Origin of the sequence: Bradyrhizobium sp. WYCCWR 12699, assembly GCF_032144035.1 — a bacterium.
In the GTDB taxonomy this organism is placed as follows: domain Bacteria; phylum Pseudomonadota; class Alphaproteobacteria; order Rhizobiales; family Xanthobacteraceae; genus Bradyrhizobium.
The window spans coordinates 78,741-101,949 of the sequence record NZ_JAVTJN010000033.1; the positions used below are offsets into that span (position 1 = coordinate 78,741).

Below are 23,209 nucleotides of genomic sequence, written 5' to 3' on the forward strand. Positions count from 1 at the left end.
ATGCGCATCATCCACCTTCTCGTCATCGGCGCGCTGATCTTCGCGGCGGCCTATGTCTACCGCATCAAGATGGACTCGACAGCGCGCGTCGAGAAGGTGCTGCGGCTGCATGCGGAGATCCGCGAGCAGCGCGACGCGATCGCGTCTCTGCGGTCCGAATGGGCCAGGCTCGATGCGCCGCACCGGCTGCAAGGCCTGTCCGATCGGCATCTGCAGCTCAAGCCGGTCAATGGCACCCAATATGATTCGCTGAAGAACCTGCCGGAGCGTCCGCCGCGGATGTTCAGGCCGGGCGAGCCCGATCCGATCGGGGCCATGCTGAACACGATCGAAGCCGCCAGCGATCCCGACACCGTGACGGGCTCCGTGCCTCAGCCCGAGGACAATCAATGAGCGCTGCGACTCCGGCCAAACCTGCAGAAAAGCCGACTGAGCCCTGGCGGCAGCGTCTGATCCGCAGCCTGCTCTACGGGCGCAACGTCGACCGCGCCGCGAAGGCGCGCGCGCGCGTCGGCCTCGCCATGCTCGCCTTCGCCTCGGTCTATGCCCTGATCGGCGGCCGGCTCGTGATGTTCGCGATCGGCGCCGATGCCCATGGCGCACGCCGCGCCGCGGCGCAGGAGGTGGTGGCGACCGCGCGTCCCGACATCGTCGACCGCAACGGCGCGATCCTCGCCACCGACGTCAAGGCGGCGAGCCTGTTCGGCGAGCCGCGCCGCATCATCGACAAGGACGAGGCGATCGAGCTTCTCACTGCGACCGTGCCCGACCTCGACGAGGCCGAGGTGCGCGAGCGCCTGAGGACGCGCAAGGGTTTCGTCTGGCTCAAGCGCGAGGTCACGGCGAAGCAGCAGCAGGCCATCCACAAGCTCGGCATTCCCGGCATCGGCTTCCTGCGCGAGAACAAGCGCGTCTATCCGACCGGCAACGAGGTCGCCCACCTCATCGGCCTCGTCAACATCGACAACCAGGGCATCGCCGGCATGGAGAAGTGGCTCGACAATCAGGGCCTCGCCGATCTCCACCGCGCCGGCTTTGCCACCGACCGGCTGCAAAAGCCGATCGAGCTTTCGATCGACCTGCGCGTCGAGCATGCGCTGCGCGACGAGCTTCTGAAGGCCAAGGACAAGTTCCACGCCAAGGCCGCCTCCGGCATCATCTCGAACGTCAAGACCGGCGAGCTCGTGGCGATGGTCTCCTTACCGGATTTCGACCCCAACAACCCGAAGGAAGCGCACGATCCCGATCGCATCAACCGCCTGACCACCGGCGTCTACGAGATGGGCTCCACCTTCAAGGCGTTCACGCTGGCGATGGCGCTCGATTCCGGCAAGATCAATCTGAACTCGTCGTGGGACGCGCGTGGAAACCTGCACTACGGCAAGTTCACCATCCACGACAGCCACCCGCTCGGACGTTTCATCAACACCAAGGAAGTGTTCACCTACTCGTCCAACATCGGTGCGGCGCGGATCGCGCTCAGCCAGGGCGTGGAGGCACACAAGGCGTTCCTCGCCAAGATGGGCCAATTGACGCGGCTGCGCACCGAGCTGCCGGAGAGCGCGGCGCCGCTGGTGCCGCGGCGCTGGGGCGAGCTGAACACGGTCACCATCGCGTTCGGTCAGGGCATGTCGGTGGCGCCGCTGCAAGCGGTGATGGGCATCAATGCGCTGGTGAACGGCGGCTATCTGATTCCGCCGACCTTCATGAAGCGCAGCGAGTCCGAAGCCGCGGCGATCGCCAAGCGCGTCATCAAGACCGAGACCAGCGACAAGATGCGGTTCCTGATGCGGCTCAACGCCGAGATTGGCACCGCCAAGACCGCCGATATCAAGGGCTATTACGTCGGCGGCAAGACCGGCACGTCCGAAAAGGTCATCAACGGTCGTTACGCCAAGAAGCGCGTGCTCAACTCCTTCACGGCGATCATGCCTTGCGACGATCCCAAATATCAGATCCTGATCATGCTGGACGAGCCGCAGGCCATTCCGGAAACGAAGGGTTTCATCACCTCGGGCTGGAACGCTGTTCCGACCGGCGGCAAGGTGATCGAGCGGATCGCGCCGCTCCTGGGCGTCGAGCCGCGGTTCGACCTGCCGCCTGCGGAGCGCCTTATTCTTGCAGCATCCAGGACAACCCAGTAATCAACGGGGTAGGCTTTTCGCCGCGGCTGAGTCGGGATTCTCCACCCGTATTCGGCTTCCCGGCAGGGCATGTCGACTGGAAGACCATGAAGCTGCGCGACCTCCTGGGTCTGGATATTCTGGGCAATGATGCCGCGATCGAGCCCGCTATCGCCGCGCTCGATGTGACCGGCCTTGCGCTCGACAGCCGCGTCGTCAAGCCGGGCGATCTCTTCTTCGCGCTGGCGGGCAGCAAGACCGATGGCGCGCGCTTCGTCGACGCCGCGATTGCCGCGGGCGCGGTCGCCGTCGTCGGCGACCATGCGCCGGATGGCAGCAAGGTGCCGTTCATCGCCGTCGCCAATCCGCGCCGTGCGCTGGCGCTGGCCGCCGCAAGCTTCTTCCCCGCCCAGCCGGCGACCATCGCGGCCGTGACCGGCACCAGCGGCAAGACCTCTGTTGCAGCCTTCACGCGCCAGATCTGGGAGCGGCTGGGGCATGTCTCCGCCAGCATCGGCACCATCGGTCTCGTCTCGCCCAAGCGTACGGTCTATGGCTCGCTGACGACGCCGGATCCGATCGCACTGCACCGGCAGATCGACGAGATCGCGCGCGAGGGCGTCACCCATCTCGCATTCGAGGCGTCGTCGCACGGGCTCGATCAATTCAGGCTCGACGGCGTGCGCGTCTCCGCCGGCGGCTTCACCAATCTCTCGCGCGACCACATGGATTATCATCCGACCGTCGCGCATTACCTTGCCGCGAAACTTCGCTTGTTCCGCGAGCTGGTGCCGCCCGGCGGCGCGGCGGTGATCTCGGCGGATCATGATTGCTCGGCGGAAGCGATCGGCGCTGCGAAGGCGCGCGGCCTGCGCGTCATGGCGGTCGGTCGCAACGGCGACGGGGCAGGCGAGGGCATTCGTCTCGCGGACGCCAGGGTCGAAGGCTTTTCGCAAGTGCTCGGGCTCGAGCATCGCGGCAAGCGCTATGCGATCCGCCTGCCGCTGGTCGGGGAATTCCAAATCGAGAACGCGCTGGTGTCGGCGGGTCTTGCGATCGGGACCGGCAGCGATGCGGCCAACGTGCTTGCAAGCCTTGAGCATCTCGAAGGCGCCAAGGGACGACTCGAGCTCGTCGGCGAGCGCAATGGCGCGCCGATCTTCGTCGACTACGCGCACAAGCCCGATGCGCTCGTGAAGGCACTGCAGGCGCTGCGTCCCTATGCCAGGCGCAGGCTGGTCGTCGTGTTCGGCGCCGGCGGCGACCGCGATGCCGGCAAGCGTCCGATCATGGGCGAGATCGCAGCCGAGAACGCTGACGGAATCATTATCACCGACGACAATCCGCGCAGCGAGAGGCCGGAAGCGATCCGCGCCGCGATCCTCGCTACCGCCAGGGGCGCCCGCGAAATCGGCGACCGTGCCGCTGCCATCCGCGCCGCGATCGAGGAATTGCAGGAGGGCGATGCGCTGCTCGTAGCCGGCAAGGGCCACGAGACCGGGCAGATCGTCGGCGGAGAGGTTTTGCCCTTCAGTGATCACGAGGCGGTCGCCGCCGCATTAGCGTCGAGGGTTGCATGAGCGCGCCGATATGGACGGTTGCCGAAGTGGCGCGCGCGCTGGGCGCGGACGGATCGTTCCCGGACACTCCGATCGATTTCGTCACCCAGGACAGCCGCCTGGTGAAACCGGGCAGCCTGTTCGTCGCGCTATCAGGCACGCCGAGCGGCGGCTTCGTCTCGGCCTTTGCCAGCGCGCGAGACGGCTGGGAGTTCGCAGACAAGGCTGAGGCGTCCGGCGCGGTCGCGATGATCGTGCCGCATGAGATCGCCGGCATCCGCATTCCCCAGATCGTCGTCAAGGATACGCTGATCGACGGCCTCTGGGGCCTCGCACGCGCCGCGCGCGCGCGGTTCAACGGGCCGGTGATCGGGCTCACCGGCAGCGCGGGCAAGACCAGCACCAAGGAATTTCTGGCGGCCTATCCGAACGCCTATGCCAGCCCCTCGAGCTTCAACAATTTCTGGGGCGTGCCGCTGACGCTTTGCAATGCGCGCACCGATGCCAGCCTCTGGGTCGTCGAGATGGGCATGAACCAGAAGGGCGAGATCGCGCGGCTCAGCGAATTGACGCGGCCGACGGTCGCGCTCGTCGTCAATGTCCAGCCCGTGCATCTGGAAAAGCTCGGCTCGCTCGAAGCCATCAGGCGCGAGAAGGTCTCGATTGCGCTCGGCCTGCCCGAGGACGGGGTGCTGGTGCTGCCCGCCGGGCTCAAGGCGTCGGAATGGAAGGGCAAGGTCGTCCGCTTCGGTGAGCACGCCGAGGTGCACGAGGTCGCGCACGCGCCGCACGGCGAGAGCTGGCAGATCGTGGCCATGATCGGCAAGAAGGAACTTGCCTTCAGTCTGACGCCGGGCGCGCCGCACCGCGTTCAGAATGCGCTGGCCGCGCTCGCTGCGATTCGTGCCGCCAATCTCGATGCGGCGACGCTCGCGATCAAGCTCGACCGGGTCGGCATCATGACCGGCCGCGGCGTCGAGCAGACGATCGGCGGCATCACCGTGATCGACGACAGTTTCAACGGCAATCCGGCCAGCGTCGCTGCCGCGCTGCAGAGCCTGCAGGCACGCAACATGACCGGCGGCCGCCGCATTGCGGTGCTCGGCGACATGCTGGAGCTGGGCGAAGACGCCCCGGACTATCACACCGCCCTTGCCAAGCACCTCGACGGCATCGACGGGGTCTACTGCGTCGGCCCTCTGATGCGGCACCTCTACGACGTGCTGCCGTCAGGCAAGGGTCTCGGCTGGCACGACGACCCCGCCACGCTGAAGCCGGTCGAGGTCGCGAGCCTGCTGCAGGCAGGCGATGTCGTGGTTGTCAAGGGCAGCAAGAAGATGTTCTGGGTCAACAAGTTTGTGCCGGGCCTGGTGGCCGCCTTGCAGGCAAAGGCGTAAACTGCTTGGAAGGCGCCGTTCCCGAATCCCACCCTTTGCGGCGCGAAGCCGTCCGGTTTCCCTGGGGGCGCGCGACCCATGATGAAGACCAGCGAATGCGCGAGAGGCACGCCAAGATCGTGCGTGCAGAGGCGCCATAGGACCGTCTGAATGTTTTACTGGCTGATCGAGCTCTCCAACACATTTCCGGGCTTCGGTGCCGTTCGCACCTTCCTGAACGTCTTCCGCTACATCACTTTCCGCACCGGCGGCGCGGTGGTCACCGGTGCGCTGTTCGTGTTCCTGTTCGGGCCCTGGATCATCGACCATCTGCGTATCCGCCAAGGCAAGGGCCAGCCGATCCGGACCGACGGTCCGCAATCGCATCTCGCCAAGAAGGGAACGCCCACGATGGGCGGGCTGATGATCCTGTCCGGCCTCACCGTCGGTACCGTGCTCTGGGCCAATCCGCTCAACCCCTATGTCTGGATCGTGCTGGCGGTGACGCTCGGTTTCGGCTTCGTCGGCTTCTATGACGACTACCTCAAGGTGACCAAGCAGACCACGAGCGGGTTCGGCAGCAAGCTTCGCCTGCTGATCGAGGCGGCGATCGCGCTGGTGGCCTGCTACGCCCTGGTGCGGCTGAACCGCGATCCCGCGTCCACCGCGCTGACGATTCCTTTCCTGAAGGACACCGTGCTGCATTTCGGCTGGTTCTTCGTGATCTTCGGTGCCTTCGTCATCGTCGGCTCCGGCAACGCGGTGAACCTCACCGACGGTCTCGACGGCCTCGCCATCGTGCCCGTGATGATCGCGACCGCGAGCTTTGCGATGATCGCCTATCTCGCCGGCAACGCGGTGTTCGCCGAATATCTCCAGATCAAATATGTCGCCGGCACCGGCGAGCTCGCGGTGCTCTGCGGCGCGCTTCTAGGCGCCGGCCTCGGCTTCCTCTGGTTCAACGCGCCGCCGGCGTCGATCTTCATGGGCGACACCGGCTCGCTCGCGCTCGGCGGCATGCTCGGTGCGATCGCGGTCGCGGTGAAGCACGAGATCGTGCTAGCGGTGATCGGCGGCCTGTTCGTGCTGGAGGCGGTCTCCGTCATCGTGCAGGTGGTGTCGTTCAAGCTGACCGGAAAGCGCATCTTCCGCATGGCGCCGATCCATCACCATTTCGAGCAGCTCGGCTGGACCGAGCCGCAGATCGTGATCCGGTTCTGGATCATCTCGGTGATGCTGGCGCTAGCCGGCCTGTCGACGCTGAAGCTGCGGTGATCGCTCGATGATCCCCGTCACCTCTTTTGCCGGCAAGACCGTCGCGGTGTTCGGCCTCGGCGGCTCCGGGCTCGCCTCCTGCCACGCGCTAAAGGCCGGCGGCGCCGAGGTGATCGCGGCCGACGACAACGCCGAGAACGTCGCCAAGGCTGCGCAGGCCGGCTTCATCACCGCGGATTTGCGCAACGTGTCCTGGGCGAACTTTGCGGCGCTCGTGCTCGCGCCCGGCGTGCCGCTGACTCATCCGGTCCCGCATTGGAGCGTGCTGAAGGCGCGCGAGGCGGGCTGTGAGGTGATCGGCGACATCGAGCTGTTCTGCCGCGAGCGGCGGCGCCATGCGCCGGATGCGCCGTTCGTCGCCATCACCGGGACCAACGGCAAGTCGACCACGACGGCGCTGATCGCGCACCTCACGAAGGTTGCCGGCTACGACACCCAGATGGGCGGCAATATCGGCACCGCGATCCTGTCGCTGGAGCCGCCGCGCATGGGCCGCGTCCACGTCATCGAGATGTCGTCCTACCAGATCGACCTCACGCCCTCGCTAGATCCCTCCGTCGGCATTTTGCTCAATGTCAGCGAAGACCATATCGATCGTCACGGCACCATCGCGCGCTACGCCGCGGTGAAGGAGCGCCTCGTTGCGGGCGTGCAAGGAGGCGGCACCGCGATCGTCGGCGTTGACGACGGCTTTTGCCGCGACATCGCCGACCGGCTCGACCGCTCGGGCAAGAATGTGGTGCGCATCTCCGTCAAGAACCCGCTGGCGTCGGGCATCCATGTCGAGCACGGCAATATCGTGCGCACCGCGGGCGGTGCGCGCAGCGAGATCGCCGCGCTCGGCGGCATTGGTTCGCTGCGCGGCCAGCACAACGCGCAGAATGCGGCGTGCGCGGCCGCCGCCGCACTCGCAATGGGCATCAGCCTCGATGTGCTTCAGAACGGCCTGCGCAGCTTTCCCGGCCTTGCGCATCGCATGGAGCAGGTCGGCCGCCGCGGCAACGTGCTGTTTGTCAATGACTCCAAGGGCACCAACGCGGACGCCACCGCGCATGCGCTGTCGTCTTTCGGCGATATCTTCTGGATCGCCGGCGGCAAGCCGAAGGCCGGGGGCATCACCGGTTTGACGGGCTTCTTCCCGCGCATCCGAAAAGCCTATCTGATCGGCGAGGCCGCGCAGGAGTTTTCGAGCACCCTCGGCTCGGTTGCGCACGAGATCAGCCAGACGCTCGACGTTGCGGTCGAGCACGCCGCGCGCGATGCGGAAGACTCAGGTCTCGCCGATGCCGTCGTGCTGCTGTCGCCGGCCTGCGCGTCGTTCGACCAGTACCGCAACTTCGAAATCCGCGGCACAAAGTTTCGCGAGCTGGTGCAGGCGCTGCCGGGTGTGAAGCCGGTGGTGTGAGGTGAATCGGTACCGGGCGACGGTCTCTCTCAAACTGACGCACCCGACCCGCGATCTTTCGCGCCTGTGCAAGGCTCTCGGATTTGAGCCAAAACGCATTTGGAAGAGGGGGGATGAACAACCTGTGCCGAAAGGAATGCCGCTTGGCAGCAAACGCGACAGCTCTTACTGTTTGATTGAATTAGGGCCGACATCGCGAAAAACGGTGGCTAGGCAAATCGAGGCTGCGCTGGAACGGCTTCAGCCTCATCGAACGGTGCTGCGGAAGCTGTCATCCACGGGTGGGAAGGCAACTCTTTCAGTCGGCTGGTTCCTTGATGAACATTCAGGCGAGACATTCAGTAGTGATTTGCTGAAGTCGATGGCCCGCCTGCACATCGCATTAGACCTGCACACCTACCTGCCTGATGCCATCGAGCCCCTTAGATCAAAGGCTATCTCGAAAAGATAACGGCCTCCTTAACCCCCCGGTAACCAACCTCGGCGACCAATGGGCTGACCTCTGTCCGAAAGCGGCCGCCCATGCTCTCCCGTGAAGAACGCACCCCCTTTTCCGAGTGGTGGTGGACCGTCGACAAGCCGCTGATGGGCGCGATCCTGGCCTTGATGCTGACCGGCGTGATCCTGTCGCTGGCGGCGAGCCCGCCGGTCGCGACCCGCATCGGGCTCGATCCCTTCCACTTCTTCAGCCGCCACGTGCTGTTCCTGGTGCCGTCCTGCATCGTGCTGCTCGGGGTGTCCTTCCTGTCGCCGCGCGCGATCCGCCGTTCGGCCCTGATCATCTTCGCGGCGAGCATCATCCTGATCGTGCTGACGCTCGCGATCGGCCCTGAGGTGAAGGGCTCGCGACGCTGGATCACGCTGCTCGGCGTCAACATTCAGGCCTCCGAGATCGCCAAGCCGTCCTTCGTCGTCATCGCGGCCTGGCTGTTTGCGGAATCGACCAAGCGGCCCGAGATGCCGGCGACCACGATGGCGCTGGTGCTGCTGTTGATGCTGGTCTCGCTGCTGGTGATGGAGCCGGATTTCGGCCAGACCATGCTGATCCTGATGGTGTGGGGCTCTCTGTTCTTCATCGCGGGCATGCGCATGATCTGGGTGTTCGGCCTCGCCGGCGCCGCGGCGGCCGGCCTGTTCAGCGCTTACCTGTTCGTCCCGCACGTCGCGGGCCGCATCAAGCGCTTCATGAACCCGGCCTCCGGCGACACCTTCCAGGTCGATACCGCCATGGAGGCCTTTTACAACGGCGGCTGGTTCGGCTTGGGCCCGGGCGAGGGCATCGCCAAGCGCAGCCTGCCGGACAGTCACACCGATTTCGTGTTCGCAGTCGCCGCGGAGGAGTTCGGCATCATCCTGTGCCTTGCGATGCTGACGCTGTTCGCCTTCGTCGTCATCCGCACGCTGTCGCGCGCCTATGCCAACGAGGACATGTTCTCGCGCTTCGCCGCCTCGGGACTTGCGATCCTGTTCGGCGTGCAGGCCGCAATCAACATGTCGGTCAACCTGCAGCTCATCCCCGCCAAGGGCATGACGCTGCCGTTCATCTCCTATGGCGGCTCCTCGATCGTGTCGCTGGCCTATGGCGTCGGCATGATGCTGGCGCTGACGCGGCTGCGCCCGCGCACCGAGGTCGAAGCCAGCGGCCACGCCGAGGCGATGCGGAGTTACGCGTAGTTGCACGTGTCCCGGACAAGCTCCGCGAAGCGGAGCGCAGAGCCGGGATCCAGAATGCTGCAACCAATGGGCCCCGGTTCAGCAGCGCACCACGCTGCGAAGGGCAGCGCGCTGCGCCGCGCCCGGGGCACGAACACTTTCGTTGCCGCACTCGCAATGACGGAAAACTCCCTGTAAAACTCCGCCACCATGACCACGTCCCCCCTGATTCTTCTCGCCGCGGGCGGCACCGGCGGCCATCTGTTTCCGGCCGAGGCGCTCGGCGTCGAATTGATCCGGCGCGGTTATCGCGTCCGCCTCGTCACGGACGAGCGCGCGCTGCGCTATAGCGGGCTGTTCAGCAAGGACATGATCGACGTCGTGGCCAGCGAGACCGCGCGCGGCCGCGATCCGCTTCAGCTCGCCTATGCCGGGCTCACGCTCGTGGCCGGCACGCTGTCCGCTTACGGACTGATCAAGCGATTGAAGCCTGTCGCAGTCGTCGGCTTCGGCGGCTATCCGACGCTGCCGCCGCTGGTCGCGGCGAAATTCGCCGGCGTGCCCGGCATCATCCACGACGCCAACGCGGTGCTCGGCCGCGCCAACCGGTTCCTGTCGAGCCGCGTGCGCGCCATCGCGACGTCGTTGCCGGGCGTGCTCGACCGCGATCCCGCGCTGTCGGCCAAGACCACCACCGTCGGCACGCCAATGCGGCCGGCGGTGCTCGCTGCTGCCGCCGTGCCCTATGCTGCGCCCGAGGTGAACGGCCCGCTGCGCCTGCTCGTCGTCGGCGGCAGCCAGGGCGCGCGCATCATGGCCGACATCGTGCCCGGTGCGATCGAGCGGCTCGAGCCTGCGCTGTGGGGCCGGCTTGTTCTCACCCAGCAGGTGCGCGACGAGGACATGAGCCGCGTCCGCGCGGTCTACGACGGGCTGAAGATCAAGGTGGAGCTGGCGCCGTTCTTCACCGACCTGCCGGCCCGGCTCGCGTCAAATCATCTCGTGGTATCGCGCTCCGGCGCCGGCACGGTGGCCGAGCTCGCGGCAATCGGCCGGCCCTCGATCCTGGTGCCGCTGCCGGGCTCGATCGACCAGGACCAGTTCGCCAATGCCGGCGTGCTGGTCAAGGTGGATGGCGCGATCCGTATCCCGCAGACCGAGTTCACCTCCGACCGTTTGGCGTCCGAAATCTCCGCCTTCGCCGCCGAACCCGCGCGCCTCGCCGCCATGGCCGCAGCGGCCCGTGGCGCGGGCCGGCTCGATGCCGCGGAGCGGCTGGCCGATCTGGTGGTCAAGGTTGCGGGAATCTGACGCGAAAAAGCCCTTGTCTTCGCCTTCTAAAGCGAGGCATCCAGTAAGAAAGGCGCGCGGCTGATTTGGCCGTGACCTTCGCCAGATGCCGCCTGCGGAAGGCGGCGAGGTCAGGGAACAGAGCATGAGACTGCCGCGCGAGATCGGACCCATCCACTTCGTCGGGATCGGCGGGATCGGCATGAGCGGCATCGCCGAGGTGCTGGTCAATCTCGGCTATGCCGTGCAGGGGTCGGATGCCTCCGACAATTACAATCTCGACCGACTGCGCAAGAAGGGCGCGAAGGTTTCGGTCGGCCACAAGGCCGAGAATGTCGACGGCGCCGAAGTCGTCGTCGTCTCCACCGCGATCAAGCGCGACAATCCGGAACTGATGGCGGCGCGCGAACGGCGCATTCCCGTGGTGCGCCGCGCCGAGATGCTGGCCGAGCTGATGCGGCTGAAGAGCTGCGTCGCGATCGCCGGCACCCACGGCAAGACCACGACGACGACGATGGTCGCAACGCTGCTCGATGCCGGCGGCCTCGATCCCACCGTGATCAACGGCGGCATCATCAACGCCTATGGCTCCAACGCGCGGCTGGGTGCCGGCGACTGGATGGTGGTGGAAGCGGACGAGAGCGACGGCACCTTCCTGAAGCTGCCGACCGATGTCGCCATCGTCACCAATGTCGACCCCGAGCATCTCGATCACTTCAAGACCTTCGAGGCCGTGCAGGACGCGTTCCGGCATTTCGTCGAGAATCTGCCATTCTATGGCTTCGCCGTGATGTGCATCGACCATCCCGTGGTGCAGACTCTTGTCGGCAAGATCGAGGATCGCCGCATCATCACCTATGGCGAGAACCCGCAGGCCGACGCGCGGCTTGTCGATCTCACCGCGGGCGGCGGCGGCTCGAAATTCAAGGTCGTGATCCGCGACCGCAAGGCCGGCACCACGCATGAGATCGCCGATCTCGCGCTGCCGATGCCGGGCCGGCACAATGCGTCGAACGCGACGGCAGCGATTGCGGTCGCGCATGCGCTCGGTGTGTCCGACGATGCGATCCGCAAGGCGATGGCCGGCTTCGGCGGCGTCAAGCGCCGCTTCACCAAAACCGGCGAGTGGAACGGCGTCACCGTCATCGACGATTACGGCCATCACCCCGTGGAGATCGCGGCGGTGCTGAAAGCGGCACGCGATTCCTACACCGGCAAGGTGATCGCCGTGGTGCAGCCGCATCGCTACACCCGCCTGCAATCACTGTTCGAGGAATTCTGCACCTGCTTCAACGACGCGGATGCGGTTGTTGTTGCCGACGTCTATGCCGCCGGCGAAGCGCCCATCGACGGCATCGACCGCGACCATTTCGTGGAAGGCCTGCGCGCCCATGGGCATCGCGAGGTGGTGCCGCTGCCGGCGGCACCGGAGCTCGCGGGCATCGTCAAGCGGCTCGCGACGTCCGGCGATCTCGTCGTGTGCTTAGGGGCCGGCAACATCACGCAATGGGCGTATGCCTTGCCGGATCAGTTGAAGGCGCTGGGGTAGGGTGGTGAGCTTCCCCGACATCACGCCCGACCTCAAAGCCGCGATGCCGCAACTTCGCGGCCGGCTGCTCGCCAACCAGTCGCTGGCCGAGCTGACCTGGTTTCGCGTCGGCGGTCCGGCGCAGGTGCTGTTCACGCCGGCGGATGAGGACGATCTCGCTTACTTCTTGGCGCGTCTTGCGCCCGACATCCCCGTCTATGTCGTCGGCGTCGGCTCCAACCTCATCGTGCGCGATGGCGGCATTGCGGGCGTCGTGATCCGCCTGGCGCCGCGCGCCTTCGGCGAAGCGAGCGCGAGCGGCGACGTCGTGACCGCCGGCGCGGCCGCGCTCGACAAGCGCGTGGCGGAGGTGGCCGCCTCCGCCAATATCGGCGGGCTCGAATTCTACTTCGGCATTCCCGGCACCATCGGCGGCGCGCTGCGGATGAATGCGGGCGCCAATGGCGGCGAGACCAAGGACGTGCTGATCGAGGCGCGCGGCGTCGGTCGCGACGGTACCAAGCACGTCTTCTCCAATGCCGACATGAAGTTCGTTTATCGCAATAGCGGCGTCGATCCCTCCATCATCTTCACCTCCGCGCGTTTTCGCGGCGAGATCAGGGATGCGGAGACGATCCGCGCGCGGATGGCGGAGGTGCAGAGCCATCGCGAGACAGCGCAGCCGATCCGCGAGAAGACCGGCGGCTCGACCTTCAAGAATCCGCCCGGCCATTCCGCCTGGAAGCTGGTCGACGTCGCCGGCTGCCGTGGCCTGCGCGTCGGCGGTGCGCAGGTCTCGGAGATGCACTGCAACTTCCTGATCAACAATGGCGATGCCACCGCGCACGATATCGAGACGCTGGGCGAGACCGTACGCGAACGCGTGAAGGCGAATTCCGGGATTGAGCTACACTGGGAAATCAAGCGGATCGGGATTCCCGCGTGAGTGTCGTTCCGGGGCTCGCGAAGCGAGAACCGGAATCCATCGGACGGCAGAGACGATGGGGAAATGGATTCTCAGGTGCGCAATTGCGCACCATGGTTCGCGACTTCGTCGCGCCCCGGAATGACGAATGGAGAGATTGCAGACCATGACCATGCGCATCACCATCCTCTTCGGCGGCTCCAACCGCGAGCGTCTCGTCTCGGTCGCCTCGGCGCAGGCGCTGCATCAGGCGCTGCCCGAGGCTGATCTCTGGTGGTGGGACGTCGAGGACAAGGTGCATGTCGTGCAGTCCAAGCAGCTGCTCGAGCACGCCCGTCCCTTCGAGGACGAGTTCAAGCCGGGCACGCGTGGTATTCCCTTGGAGCAGGCGCTCGACCAGGCCAAGGCCGAGAACCGCGTGCTGGTGCTCGGCCTGCATGGCGGGCGTGCCGAGAACGGCGAATTGCAGGTGATGTGCGAGGCGCGCGGCGTGCCCTTCACCGGATCGGGCTCGGCCTCCTCGCATCTGGCCTTCGACAAGATCGCGGCCAAGCATTTCGCCGCGCTCGGCGGCGTGGCATCGCCGCCGAACGTTGCGCTCGACGACATCGACGAAGCCTTCGCCGAATACGGAAGACTGATCGCAAAGCCGGCGCGCGACGGCTCGAGCTACGGTCTGATCTTCGTCAACGCCAAGCAGGATCTCGTCGCCGTCCGTAACGCGGCCAAGCACGAAGACTATGTCATCGAGCCCTACATCGCCGGCATCGAGGCGACCTGCGGTGTGCTGGAGCGCGCCGATGGTTCGATCATCGCGCTGCCGCCGATCGAGATCATTCCGGGCGAGGGCAGCTTCGACTACGCCGCGAAATATCTGCTGAAGTCGACCCAGGAGATCTGCCCCGGCCGTTTCGCGCCCGAGATCACCGCCGCGCTGAAGGCGCAGGCGATGCTGGCGCATCGCGCGATGTCCTGCAGCGGCTACTCCCGGTCGGACTTCATCGTCTCGGACAAGGGCCTCGTCTATCTCGAGACCAACACGCTGCCCGGGCTGACCAAGTCCTCGCTCTACCCCAAGGCGCTGAAAGCCGAAGGCATCGCCTTCGTCGACTTCCTGCGCGGCCTCGTGGAGCTCGCCGGGCGGGCCGTGCGGAAATAATTAGGACTGGTTAACGGCCAAATGGGCGAAACGGGCCGGTTTGGGGTCCAAAACCGGTAAAATGCCGGACATCGCGGCATAAATGCCTCACACACCGGGGCAAAATGCGCCGGACGTTAACGAACTTTACCTTTTGTTTACCAGGACGTCCGAAGGTTAACGCTGGCGGCGCATATGGCGCTTTGGCTGCCGGCGCGTGAGCTGTCGCGGGTGATGTCACCTCCAGCGAACGCTTTGAAGGGGAGAGGTTTTCTTCTGCTGAAGACCAGCACCCGGCCCGGCATGTTCAAGACGTCATGTTCGCCAGGATCCGCGCGATGTCGCGGACTAACTGTTGACGAGCTCGTGCAATGGATGGAGCAGGAAGCCTCACCCGGTCTCTTTTCAGATCGCTGAGGCCCCAAGCTGACCTGAAGGCGGCCGCTGTCGGAGCGGTCGTGCTTCTGCGCGAGTGGCTGCAGGACAAGCACGCCGGGGCGCGTGCCGCCGCCAAGGACAGGATCAAGACCAGGGCGAAGGCCAAGGCCGCAGTCGAGCGCGAGCCGCCGCCGCGCGTGGTCGCGCTGGTCGAGCGCTATTTGCCGCGCCGGGTCGGGATCAGCATGACCGTGCTGCTGCTGATCGGCAGCACCGGCTTCGGCATCGTTAAAGGCGGCCATCTCCAGGATTTCGTCACCGCGGTCAGCGATGCCCGCAACGCGCTGGCCAATTCCGCCGGGTTCCGCATCACCTCGGTCGTGATCAACGGCCGCAAGCAGCTCACCCAGGACGAGATCCTGGCGATCGGCGGCGTCAGCGGCCGCTCCTCGCTGCTGTTCCTCGACGCCGACGCGGTGCGCGACAAGCTCAAGGCCAATCCCTGGATCGCGGATGCGACCGTGCTGAAGCTCTATCCGGGCCAGCTCATGATCGAGCTGACCGAGCGCAAGGCGTTCGCGCTGTGGCAGGAGGCCGGCCGGCTTTCGGTCATCGCCGATGACGGCGCGGTGCTCGAGCCCTACGTCTCGCGCCGCTTCCTGTCGTTGCCGCTCGTGGTCGGCAAGGGCGCCGAGACCCAGGCCCGCGATTTCCTCGCGCTGCTGGCGCGCTATCCGCAGGTCAATTCCGTGACGAAAGCTGCGATCTATGTCGGCGAGCGGCGCTGGAATCTGAGGCTGAAGGACGGCCTCGACATTCGCCTGCCCGAGCAGGACATCGGCAACGCGCTCGCGATGCTGTCCAAGCTCGACAAGGAGGACAGGCTGTTCTCCCGCGATATCGTCGCCGTCGACATGCGCCTGCCCGATCGCCTGGTGGTGCAGCTGTCCGAAGACGCCGCCAAGGCGCGCGAAGATCTGTTCAAGGACAAGAAGAAAAAGAAGGCCGGGGACGCTGCATGACCGGTCTCGATCGCACCCAGACCCCGAAGACGCGCCCGATGCCGCACAAGCGCGGCGGCCTCGTCGCCTGCCTCGACATCGGCACCAGCAAGATCGCCTGCATGATCGCGCGGCTGAAGCCGTCGGCGCCGAGCGAGGCGCTGCGCGGCCGCACCCATGCGGTGGAATTGATCGGATACAGCCAGATCCAGTCGCGCGGCATGAAGGCCGGCGCGGTGATCGATCTCGGCGAATGCGAGCAGGCCGTGCGCCAGGCCGTCGCGCTCGCGGAGAAGATGGCCAAGGTGCGGGTCGAGTCCGTGCTGCTCTCGGTCTCCGGCGGCCGGCTGTCCGGCCAGCTGGTGGAAGCTGCCGCCGACATCCGTGGTGGTGCCGTGACGCAGGCCGATGTCAGCCGCGTCACCTCCACCGGCATGCGCCACGCCACCGGCGAAGGCCGCACCGTGCTGCACGCGCTGCCGGTCGGCTACACGCTCGATGGCGTCAAGGGCATCCGCGACCCCCGCGGCATGGTCGCCCATCAATTCGGCGTCGACATGAACGTCGTCACCTGCGACGCCACCGTGGCGCGGAACCTGATGCTGGCGGTCGAGCGCTGCCACATCAATGTCGAAGCCATGGCGGCGAGCCCCTATGTCGCCGGATTGTCGGTGCTGACCGACGACGAGGCCGATCTCGGCGCCGCCGTCGTCGAGATGGGCGCCGGCACCACCACGATTGCCGTTTATTCAGGCGGCCGTTTCGTGCATGCGGCGGGTTTTGCGGTCGGCGGGCAACACATCACGATGGATCTCGCGCGCGGACTCTCCGCGACCATTGCCGATGCCGAGCGAATCAAGACGTTATACGGCACCGTCATCACCGGCGGATCGGACTCGCGTGAGCTGATGTCTGTGCCGACGGCCGGTGACGAGCAGGATCTGCCGCAGATCGTCTCCCGCGCCACCATCGCCAACATCGTCAAGCACCGTGCCGAGGAAGTCTTCGAAATGGTTCGGGACAAGCTGAAGGATTCGCCCTTCGCCTCGGAGCGCAACGGCCGCGTCGTGCTCTCGGGCGGCGCCTCGCAGCTCACCGGCCTCGTCGAACTCGGCACCCAGATTCTCGGCCGGCCCGTGCGGGTCGGACGTCCGCTCGGCTTCGGCCGGCTGCCCAACGAGGCGAAGAACGCCGCGTTCGCGGTGCCGGCCGGACTTCTCGTCTACCCGCAATATGTTCACCTCGAACATGTCGAACCGCGGCATACGCGGCAGCAGGTCAAGACAGGGACCGGCGGTTATTTCGGAAAGGTCGGACGATGGCTACGCGAGGGCTTCTGATGACTCCTGTCCGCAATTATCGATTTTCACCAACTCCCGCGGCCACCGGCCGGGGCGAACCCACGCGCGCGTGATCGAGAGGCAGCAACCATGACCATCAGCATCAACGTTCCTGATATTCACGAACTGAAGCCCCGGATCACCGTGTTCGGCGTCGGTGGCGCCGGTGGCAACGCCGTCAACAACATGATCACGGCCGGCCTTCAGGGCGTCGACTTCGTGGTCGCCAATACCGACGCGCAGGCGCTGACGATGTCGAAGGCGCAGCGCATCGTGCAGATGGGCACGGTGGTCACGCAGGGCCTCGGCGCAGGTTCGCAGCCGAACGTCGGCGCCACCGCGGCGGAAGAGGTGATCGACGAGCTGCGCGACCATCTCTCCGGCGCCAACATGGTGTTCGTCACCGCCGGCATGGGCGGCGGCACCGGCACGGGTGCTGCTCCCGTGATCGCCAGGATCGCGCGCGACATGGGCATCCTCACCGTCGGCGTCGTGACCAAGCCGTTCCACTTCGAAGGCGCCCGCCGCATGCGCACGGCGGAAGCCGGTATCGCCGAGCTGCACAAAGTGGTCGATACCCTGCTGATCATCCCGAACCAGAACCTGTTCCGGGTCGCCAACGAGAAGACCACCTTCGCCGACGCCTTCGCGATGGCCGACCAGGTGCTCTACTCCGGCGTTGCCTGCATCACGGATCTGATGGTCAAGGAAGGCCTGATCAATCTCGACTTCGCCGACGTGAGAGCGGTGATGAAGGAGATGGGCAAGGCGATGATGGGCACCGGCGAGGCCTCCGGCGACAAGCGCGCGCTGACCGCCGCTGAAGCCGCGATCGCCAACCCGCTGATCGACGACTCTTCGATGAAGGGCGCCAAGGGCCTCCTCATCTCCATCACCGGCGGCAAGGACCTCACTCTGTTCGAGGTCGACGAAGCCGCGACCCGCATCCGCGAGGAAGTCGACCAGGACGCCAACATCATCGTCGGCGCGACCTTCGACGAAGCGCTCGACGGCTTGATCCGCGTCTCCGTCGTCGCCACCGGCATCGAACAGGCCGCGATCGCCCGCAACAGCCAGGCCACCTCCGCTCCCGTCGCGAACGCGGCGCCGCAGGCCCAGCAGGCGCCCGCGGCTCCGGCCGCAGCCGCCGAGAGCCGTCTCGCCGATTTGACCGCGCGCCTCCGCGCCGACAATCAGCGCATGGCCGAGCGCGCCCAGAAGCTGGAAGCGCAGATGCCGGCTGCAAGCCAGGCTCCGGTCGCTGCTGCGCCGATGGCGCCCCGTCCGAACGTCGAGCGCGCCGCGCTCGCCGCCATCGCGGCTGCCGTGGCGGACGTTCCGCAGGCGCCGGCGCCGATGCAGACCTACGGCGACGTCACCGTGCGCCCGATCGCCCAGAAGCCAACCCTGTTTCCGGAGCCCGAGCAGGCCCCGCTCGCGATGCAGGAGCCGATGACGCCCGAGACCTTCATCCCGCCGCAGGCCGAGCGCCCGGTCCGTGCGCCCAGGATGCCGCGCATCGACGAGCTGCCGATGCCGGCCCAGGCCGAGCTTCGCCAGGCTCGCGGTGAGGTCGAGGAGGAGACGCCGCCGAAGAGCCGCCTGTCGCTGCTCCAGCGCCTCGCCAATGTCGGCCTCGGCCGTCGTGACGAAGAGAGCGAGCCGCCGGTCGCAGCCCGCACCGCCGGTCCCGCAATGCCGCCGCTGCCTGAGCGCCGGCCGCAGAAGACCGTGGCGCAGCAGATCGCATCGAGCGAGCCGGTATCGGAGTATGCCCGCCGTCCCGCGCCGCAGGGCCTGGACATGCATGGCCGTCCCGCGCCTGTTGCGCCGGCGCCACAGGGTGACGACCATCTTGATATCCCGGCCTTCCTGCGGCGGCAGGCGACCTGAGGATTGTTATAATAAGGCAGACGAAAAAAGGTCCCGGCAACACGCTTGCCGGGACCTTTCCTTTTGTCCCGTGCATACCCGGATTGCGCAGTCAAACAACTGATTTTAAATCATTAATTACGAGTTCGGGTGTTCGGTAGAATTGCCGGAAGCGGCCCAAAAGCTCGGCGCAATTTGGTTAAGCCTTGGCGCGAATACGGCGGGTTTGGGGTAACAATCGGTAAAAAAGCGTGAGTTGGCGCTGTTTGAGGCAGTGACTATGGTTTGGCGTGACTTGGGGATACGGATTCGCAGGGGTGCCGGCACTAGCCGGCCAAGTGGGTCTCGTATAAGTCGCAATGGGTCGTAGTGGGGCGGGTTCCTGATGAAATTTAGCCGGCAAACAACGCTTCGTGCGCAAGCCTCGGTGGCAGGCGTGGGCGTTCATTCCGGTCTTCCCGTCACTCTCACGCTTGGGCCTGCGCCTGTCGACGCAGGTTTTATTTTTGTCCGCACGGGCCTTGAGGGAAGTGACCGCGAAGTTCAGGCGACCGCCGGACAAGTGGTCGCGACGGATCTCGCGACCGTGCTGGGTGACAGCGAGGGACCGCTCGTTTCCACCGCCGAGCACGTGCTTGCTGCACTGCGGGGCATGGGCGTGGACAACGCCACCATCGAGGTCGACGGTCCCGAAGTGCCGATCATGGACGGCAGCGCCGCGGCCTTCGTTGCGGCGATCGATCAGGCCGGCATTGTCACCCAACCCGCACAACGCCGCTTCATTCAGGTTTTGAAACCCATTTCGGTCGCAATCGGCGACTCCTTTGGCGAATTGCGGCCCTATGCCGACGGCTTCCGCGCTGAAGTTGAGATCAATTTCGCCAATCCCGTGATTGGCCGGCAGAGCTACACGCTGGAGCTGGTGCCGGAGCGGTTCCGCCGCGAGGTCGCTCGCGCCCGGACCTTCGGTCTGATGTGCGATCAGGCGCGGCTCTGGGCCGCGGGCTACGGTCGCGGTGCCTCCTTCGGCAACACCGTGGTGTTCGACGAGGAACGCCTCCTCAATCCCGAAGGCCTGCGCTACGCCGACGAATGCGCCCGTCACAAGGTGCTGGACGTGATCGGCGATCTCGCGCTGGCCGGCCTGCCGCTGCTTGGCGCCTACCGCTCGGTGCGCGGCGGCCACAAGCTGAACCACGCCGTCCTGACCGCCTTGCTGGCCGACCGTACCGCCTGGCGGGTGGTCGAGGGCGAGGCGGCCCGCCGGACCACGCGTCCCGTGGGCGAAGTCGGTCGCGGTATCGTCGGCGGCCGGGTCGCTGCGGCCTACGGGCCGGACGTGTCCTGAACAGAGCTGGTGTCGCGGCCTCTGGCAGCGGCTTACCCCGGGAAACTCCTGGTAACCATGATCAGCTAGCATTGCGGCAAGTTCGCCTTAATCCGGGCGGAATGCCTGCCTATCCGGTTGGTTAAAGATCGCTTTTCGGATCCATCGGCGTGGTCGCATGGCAGGCACCACGAACACATTTCGCGCCCATGACGGGGTTCATGGGCTGGCGGGCACCGCTCACAGGGCGTCAGGGCTTAAACTCATGTCGGCACAGCGTACGACGCGCGGATATTTCTCGGTCTCCTTGCGAGCCCGTGGGCTGCTTCAGGCTGTCACCTTCATTCTTCTCGCGCTGCCGCTCGCCGGCTGCGGCACCGGCTCGCTCTGGGACAAGTTCACCGCCAAGGACGACACCTTCGTCGAGGAGCCCGCCGACAAGATCTACAATGAGGGCCTGTACCTCATGAACGAGAAGAAGGACATGAAGGCGGCGAACAAGAAGTTCGAAGAAGTCGACCGCCAGCATCCTTATTCCGAGTGGGCCCGCAAATCGCTGCTGATGTCCGCCTATGCGTCCTATCAGGGCGGCGACTACGACGGCTGCATCGGCGCGGCCACCCGCTACGTCACGCTGCATCCCGGCAGCCCGGACGCGGCCTATGCGCAATATCTGATCGCCGCCTCCCATTACGACCAGATCCCGGACGTCAGCCGCGACCAGGCCCGTACCGAGAAGGCGATCGCCGCGCTGGAAGAGGTGGTGCGCAAATATCCGAACTCGGAATATGCCACTTCGGCCAAGGCCAAGATCGAGGGCGCGCGCGACCAGCTCGCCGGCAAGGAAATGAATACCGGCCGCTATTACGCGCAGAAGCGCGACTACACAGCCGCCATCAACCGCTACAAGACCGTCGTCACGCAGTACCAGACCACCCGCCATGTCGAGGAGGCGTTGTACCGGCTGACCGAAGCCTATATGGCGATCGGCATCGTCGGCGAGGCACAGACCGCGGCGGCCGTGCTTGGCCACAATTTTCCTGACAGCCGCTGGTACAAGGACGCCTATAATCTTGTAAAATCCGGCGGTCTCGAGCCGAGCGAGAATCAGGGGTCCTGGATCAGCAAGACCTTCAAGAAGATGGGCCTCGGCTAGGAAATTTGGTTCCATGCTGGCGCGTCTATCGATCCGTGACATCGTCTTGATCGAACGGCTCGATATCGAATTCGCCACCGGCCTTGCGGTTTTGACCGGCGAGACCGGTGCGGGAAAATCCATCCTGCTCGATGCCTTTGCGCTGGCGCTCGGCGGCCGCGGCGATGCCGGCCTCGTGCGTCACGGCGCGGAGCAGGGGCAGGTCACCGCCGTGTTCGATGTCCCCAAGAATCACCCTGCGGCGAAGATCCTCGCCGAGAACGGTCTGGACGATACCGGCGAGATGATCCTGCGCCGCGTGCAGCTCGCCGACGGCCGCACCCGCGCCTTCATCAACGACCAGTCGATCAGCGTGCAGACGCTGAAGGCCGTCGGCGCCGCCCTGGTCGAGATCCATGGCCAGCACGACGAGCGCGCGCTGGTCGACGCCGCCACCCATCGCCGCCTGCTCGACGCCTTCGCGGGCCTCGAGAAGGACGTCGCTGCGGTCGAGACGCTCTGGGACGCACGCCGGACCGCCAACACCGCGCTGGAGGAGCATCGCGCCGGCATGGAGCGCGCCGCGCGCGAGGCCGACTATCTGCGCCACGCCTCCGCCGAGCTGAAGCAGCTCGCGCCCAAGGACGGCGAGGAGACCTCGCTCGCCCAGCGCCGCACCACCATGATGCAGGGCGAGAAGATCGCCTCCGATCTGCGCGAGGCGCAGGAGGCGGTCGGCGGCCACCATTCGCCGGTGGCGGCGCTGTCGGCCGCGGTACGCCGGCTGGAGCGCCGCGGCGTCAATTCGCCGGCCCTGGTCGAGCCTGCCGTGAGGGCGATCGACGCCGCGATCAACGCGCTGGAGGAGGCCGACCAGCATCTCCAGGCCGCGCTGGCCGCAACCGATTTCGACCCGGCCGAGCTCGAGCGCATCGAGGAGCGGCTGTTTGCGTTGCGCGCTGCCTCGCGCAAATATTCGACGCCGGTCGACGGGCTCGCAGCGCTCGCCGCCAAATATGCCGCCGACGTCGTGCTGATCGATGCCGGTGCTTCGCGCCTGAAGAAGCTGGAGCAGGCTGCGATCGAGGCCGACGCACACTATGCAGCGGCCGCCAAGAAGCTGTCGGCGGCGCGGCAGAAATCGGCCGAGAAGCTCAACAAGGCCGTCAATGCCGAGCTCGCGCCGCTCAAGCTCGAACGCGCCAAGTTCACGACCCAGGTCGCGACCGACGAGGCCGCGCCGGGCCCGCAGGGCTTCGATCGGGTCGAGTTCTGGGTGCAGACCAATCCGGGCACCAAGCCGGGGCCGATGATGAAAGTCGCCTCCGGCGGCGAGCTATCGCGCTTCCTGCTCGCGCTCAAGGTCGTGCTGTCCGATCGCGGCTCGGCACCGACGCTGGTGTTCGACGAGATCGACACGGGTGTCGGCGGAGCCGTCGCCGACGCCATCGGCGGGCGCCTGGCGCGGCTCGCCGGCAAGGTCCAGGTGATGGCCGTGACCCACGCCCCGCAGGTCGCCGCCCGCGCCGACCAGCACCTGCTCATCTCCAAGGACGCCCTCGACAAGGGCAAGCGCGTCGCCACCCGCGTCAACGCGCTGGCCGCCGACCACCGCCGCGAGGAAATCGCCCGCATGCTGGCGGGGGCCGAGATCACGGCCGAGGCGCGGGCGGCCGCGGAACGGCTGCTCAAGGCGGCGAGCTAGGTTCGTGTCCCGGACGCGGTGCGGCGCGCAGTGCCGCTCCGCAGAGCCGGGATCCAGAGCGCTGCCAGGTGGCCTCGGCTCTGCAGCGCACCGCACCGGACGATGCTGCGCTTCGCCGGGAACGTTGCGCTGCGTGCGGAGCACGAGATTTCCACACGCCTTTACCCTGCCGCCCGCTC

At 66.2% G+C, this 23,209-nt stretch carries 18 protein-coding genes; all 18 read left to right on the forward strand.

All coding sequences use genetic code 11. The features are described 5' to 3' along the window. The gene (locus tag RPS27_RS20475) at positions 1-393 is read left to right on the forward strand and encodes a hypothetical protein (protein ID WP_194403936.1); all 393 of its coding nucleotides are present in this window, start codon (positions 1-3) and stop codon (positions 391-393) included. Continuing rightward, positions 390-2,144 carry a peptidoglycan D,D-transpeptidase FtsI family protein gene (locus RPS27_RS20480; protein WP_194403935.1) on the forward strand — a complete coding sequence of 585 codons (1,755 nt, stop codon included), beginning with the start codon at positions 390-392 and terminating at the stop codon, positions 2,142-2,144. Before RPS27_RS20475 ends, RPS27_RS20480 begins: the two co-directional genes overlap by 4 nt. 86 nt (positions 2,145-2,230) lie before the next feature. Next, entirely contained in the window at positions 2,231-3,703 is a 1,473-nt protein-coding gene (locus RPS27_RS20485) for a UDP-N-acetylmuramoyl-L-alanyl-D-glutamate--2,6-diaminopimelate ligase (protein ID WP_212067685.1), read from the forward strand. Further along, positions 3,700-5,079 (forward strand): UDP-N-acetylmuramoyl-tripeptide--D-alanyl-D-alanine ligase, encoded by a 1,380-nt coding sequence (gene murF, locus RPS27_RS20490; protein ID WP_212067684.1) that lies wholly within the window; start codon positions 3,700-3,702, stop codon positions 5,077-5,079. The genes RPS27_RS20485 and murF overlap by 4 nt, the downstream gene beginning before the upstream one ends. Before the next feature lie 150 nt (positions 5,080-5,229). After that, positions 5,230-6,333 (forward strand): phospho-N-acetylmuramoyl-pentapeptide-transferase, encoded by a 1,104-nt coding sequence (mraY, locus tag RPS27_RS20495; protein WP_194403932.1) that lies wholly within the window; start codon positions 5,230-5,232, stop codon positions 6,331-6,333. Between the two features lie 7 nt (positions 6,334-6,340). Next, positions 6,341-7,738, forward strand: a complete 1,398-nt coding sequence (gene murD / locus RPS27_RS20500) for a UDP-N-acetylmuramoyl-L-alanine--D-glutamate ligase (protein WP_212067683.1) — start codon at positions 6,341-6,343, stop codon at positions 7,736-7,738. 1 nt (position 7,739) lies between these two features. Then, positions 7,740-8,189: a DUF4279 domain-containing protein gene (locus tag RPS27_RS39735; RefSeq protein WP_212067682.1), complete on the forward strand. Its 450-nt coding sequence runs from the start codon at positions 7,740-7,742 to the stop codon at positions 8,187-8,189. 71 nt (positions 8,190-8,260) lie between these two features. Next, on the forward strand, positions 8,261-9,412 hold the full coding sequence (gene ftsW, locus RPS27_RS20505) for a putative lipid II flippase FtsW (protein WP_194403930.1): 1,152 nt from the start codon (positions 8,261-8,263) through the stop codon (positions 9,410-9,412). Positions 9,413-9,601: 189 nt separating this feature from the next. Continuing rightward, on the forward strand, positions 9,602-10,702 hold the full coding sequence (gene murG, locus RPS27_RS20510) for an undecaprenyldiphospho-muramoylpentapeptide beta-N-acetylglucosaminyltransferase (protein WP_212067681.1): 1,101 nt from the start codon (positions 9,602-9,604) through the stop codon (positions 10,700-10,702). Between the two features lie 124 nt (positions 10,703-10,826). Further along, positions 10,827-12,230: a UDP-N-acetylmuramate--L-alanine ligase gene (gene murC / locus RPS27_RS20515; RefSeq protein ID WP_313754220.1), complete on the forward strand. Its 1,404-nt coding sequence runs from the start codon at positions 10,827-10,829 to the stop codon at positions 12,228-12,230. A gap of 4 nt (positions 12,231-12,234) precedes the next feature. Further along, positions 12,235-13,155 (forward strand): UDP-N-acetylmuramate dehydrogenase, encoded by a 921-nt coding sequence (murB, locus tag RPS27_RS20520; protein ID WP_212067679.1) that lies wholly within the window; start codon positions 12,235-12,237, stop codon positions 13,153-13,155. 151 nt (positions 13,156-13,306) lie between these two features. After that, positions 13,307-14,293, forward strand: a complete 987-nt coding sequence (locus RPS27_RS20525; RefSeq protein WP_212067746.1) for a D-alanine--D-alanine ligase — start codon at positions 13,307-13,309, stop codon at positions 14,291-14,293. A gap of 350 nt (positions 14,294-14,643) precedes the next feature. Then, on the forward strand, positions 14,644-15,672 hold the full coding sequence (locus RPS27_RS20530) for a cell division protein FtsQ/DivIB (protein WP_212067678.1): 1,029 nt from the start codon (positions 14,644-14,646) through the stop codon (positions 15,670-15,672). After that, positions 15,669-16,991, forward strand: a complete 1,323-nt coding sequence (gene ftsA / locus RPS27_RS20535) for a cell division protein FtsA (RefSeq protein ID WP_212067677.1) — start codon at positions 15,669-15,671, stop codon at positions 16,989-16,991. Before RPS27_RS20530 ends, ftsA begins: the two co-directional genes overlap by 4 nt. Positions 16,992-17,081: 90 nt before the next feature. After that, entirely contained in the window at positions 17,082-18,884 is a 1,803-nt protein-coding gene (gene ftsZ / locus RPS27_RS20540) for a cell division protein FtsZ (RefSeq protein ID WP_211416300.1), read from the forward strand. Between the two features lie 364 nt (positions 18,885-19,248). After that, positions 19,249-20,211 carry a UDP-3-O-acyl-N-acetylglucosamine deacetylase gene (gene lpxC / locus RPS27_RS20545; RefSeq protein WP_212067676.1) on the forward strand — a complete coding sequence of 321 codons (963 nt, stop codon included), beginning with the start codon at positions 19,249-19,251 and terminating at the stop codon, positions 20,209-20,211. 244 nt (positions 20,212-20,455) lie between these two features. Continuing rightward, the gene (locus RPS27_RS20550) at positions 20,456-21,346 is read left to right on the forward strand and encodes an outer membrane protein assembly factor BamD (protein ID WP_194403922.1); all 891 of its coding nucleotides are present in this window, start codon (positions 20,456-20,458) and stop codon (positions 21,344-21,346) included. 13 nt (positions 21,347-21,359) lie between these two features. After that, the gene (gene recN / locus RPS27_RS20555; RefSeq protein WP_212067675.1) at positions 21,360-23,030 is read left to right on the forward strand and encodes a DNA repair protein RecN; all 1,671 of its coding nucleotides are present in this window, start codon (positions 21,360-21,362) and stop codon (positions 23,028-23,030) included. The last annotated feature ends 179 nt before the right edge of the window (positions 23,031-23,209 follow it).

Bases quoted from the DNA above. Each gene is read 5' to 3' on its own strand.
- RPS27_RS20475 (WP_194403936.1), top strand. From the start codon at position 1: ATGCGCATCATCCACCTTCTCGTCATCGGCGCGCTGATCTTCGCGGCG.
- RPS27_RS20480 (WP_194403935.1), top strand. From the start codon at position 390: ATGAGCGCTGCGACTCCGGCCAAACCTGCAGAAAAGCCGACTGAGCCC.
- RPS27_RS20485 (WP_212067685.1), top strand. From the start codon at position 2,231: ATGAAGCTGCGCGACCTCCTGGGTCTGGATATTCTGGGCAATGATGCC.
- murF (WP_212067684.1), top strand. From the start codon at position 3,700: ATGAGCGCGCCGATATGGACGGTTGCCGAAGTGGCGCGCGCGCTGGGC.
- mraY (WP_194403932.1), top strand. From the start codon at position 5,230: ATGTTTTACTGGCTGATCGAGCTCTCCAACACATTTCCGGGCTTCGGT.
- murD (WP_212067683.1), top strand. From the start codon at position 6,341: ATGATCCCCGTCACCTCTTTTGCCGGCAAGACCGTCGCGGTGTTCGGC.
- ftsW (WP_194403930.1), top strand. From the start codon at position 8,261: ATGCTCTCCCGTGAAGAACGCACCCCCTTTTCCGAGTGGTGGTGGACC.
- murG (WP_212067681.1), top strand. From the start codon at position 9,602: ATGACCACGTCCCCCCTGATTCTTCTCGCCGCGGGCGGCACCGGCGGC.
- murC (WP_313754220.1), top strand. From the start codon at position 10,827: ATGAGACTGCCGCGCGAGATCGGACCCATCCACTTCGTCGGGATCGGC.
- RPS27_RS20525 (WP_212067746.1), top strand. From the start codon at position 13,307: ATGCGCATCACCATCCTCTTCGGCGGCTCCAACCGCGAGCGTCTCGTC.
- RPS27_RS20530 (WP_212067678.1), top strand. From the start codon at position 14,644: ATGGATGGAGCAGGAAGCCTCACCCGGTCTCTTTTCAGATCGCTGAGG.
- ftsA (WP_212067677.1), top strand. From the start codon at position 15,669: ATGACCGGTCTCGATCGCACCCAGACCCCGAAGACGCGCCCGATGCCG.
- ftsZ (WP_211416300.1), top strand. From the start codon at position 17,082: ATGACCATCAGCATCAACGTTCCTGATATTCACGAACTGAAGCCCCGG.
- lpxC (WP_212067676.1), top strand. From the start codon at position 19,249: ATGAAATTTAGCCGGCAAACAACGCTTCGTGCGCAAGCCTCGGTGGCA.
- RPS27_RS20550 (WP_194403922.1), top strand. From the start codon at position 20,456: ATGTCGGCACAGCGTACGACGCGCGGATATTTCTCGGTCTCCTTGCGA.
- recN (WP_212067675.1), top strand. From the start codon at position 21,360: ATGCTGGCGCGTCTATCGATCCGTGACATCGTCTTGATCGAACGGCTC.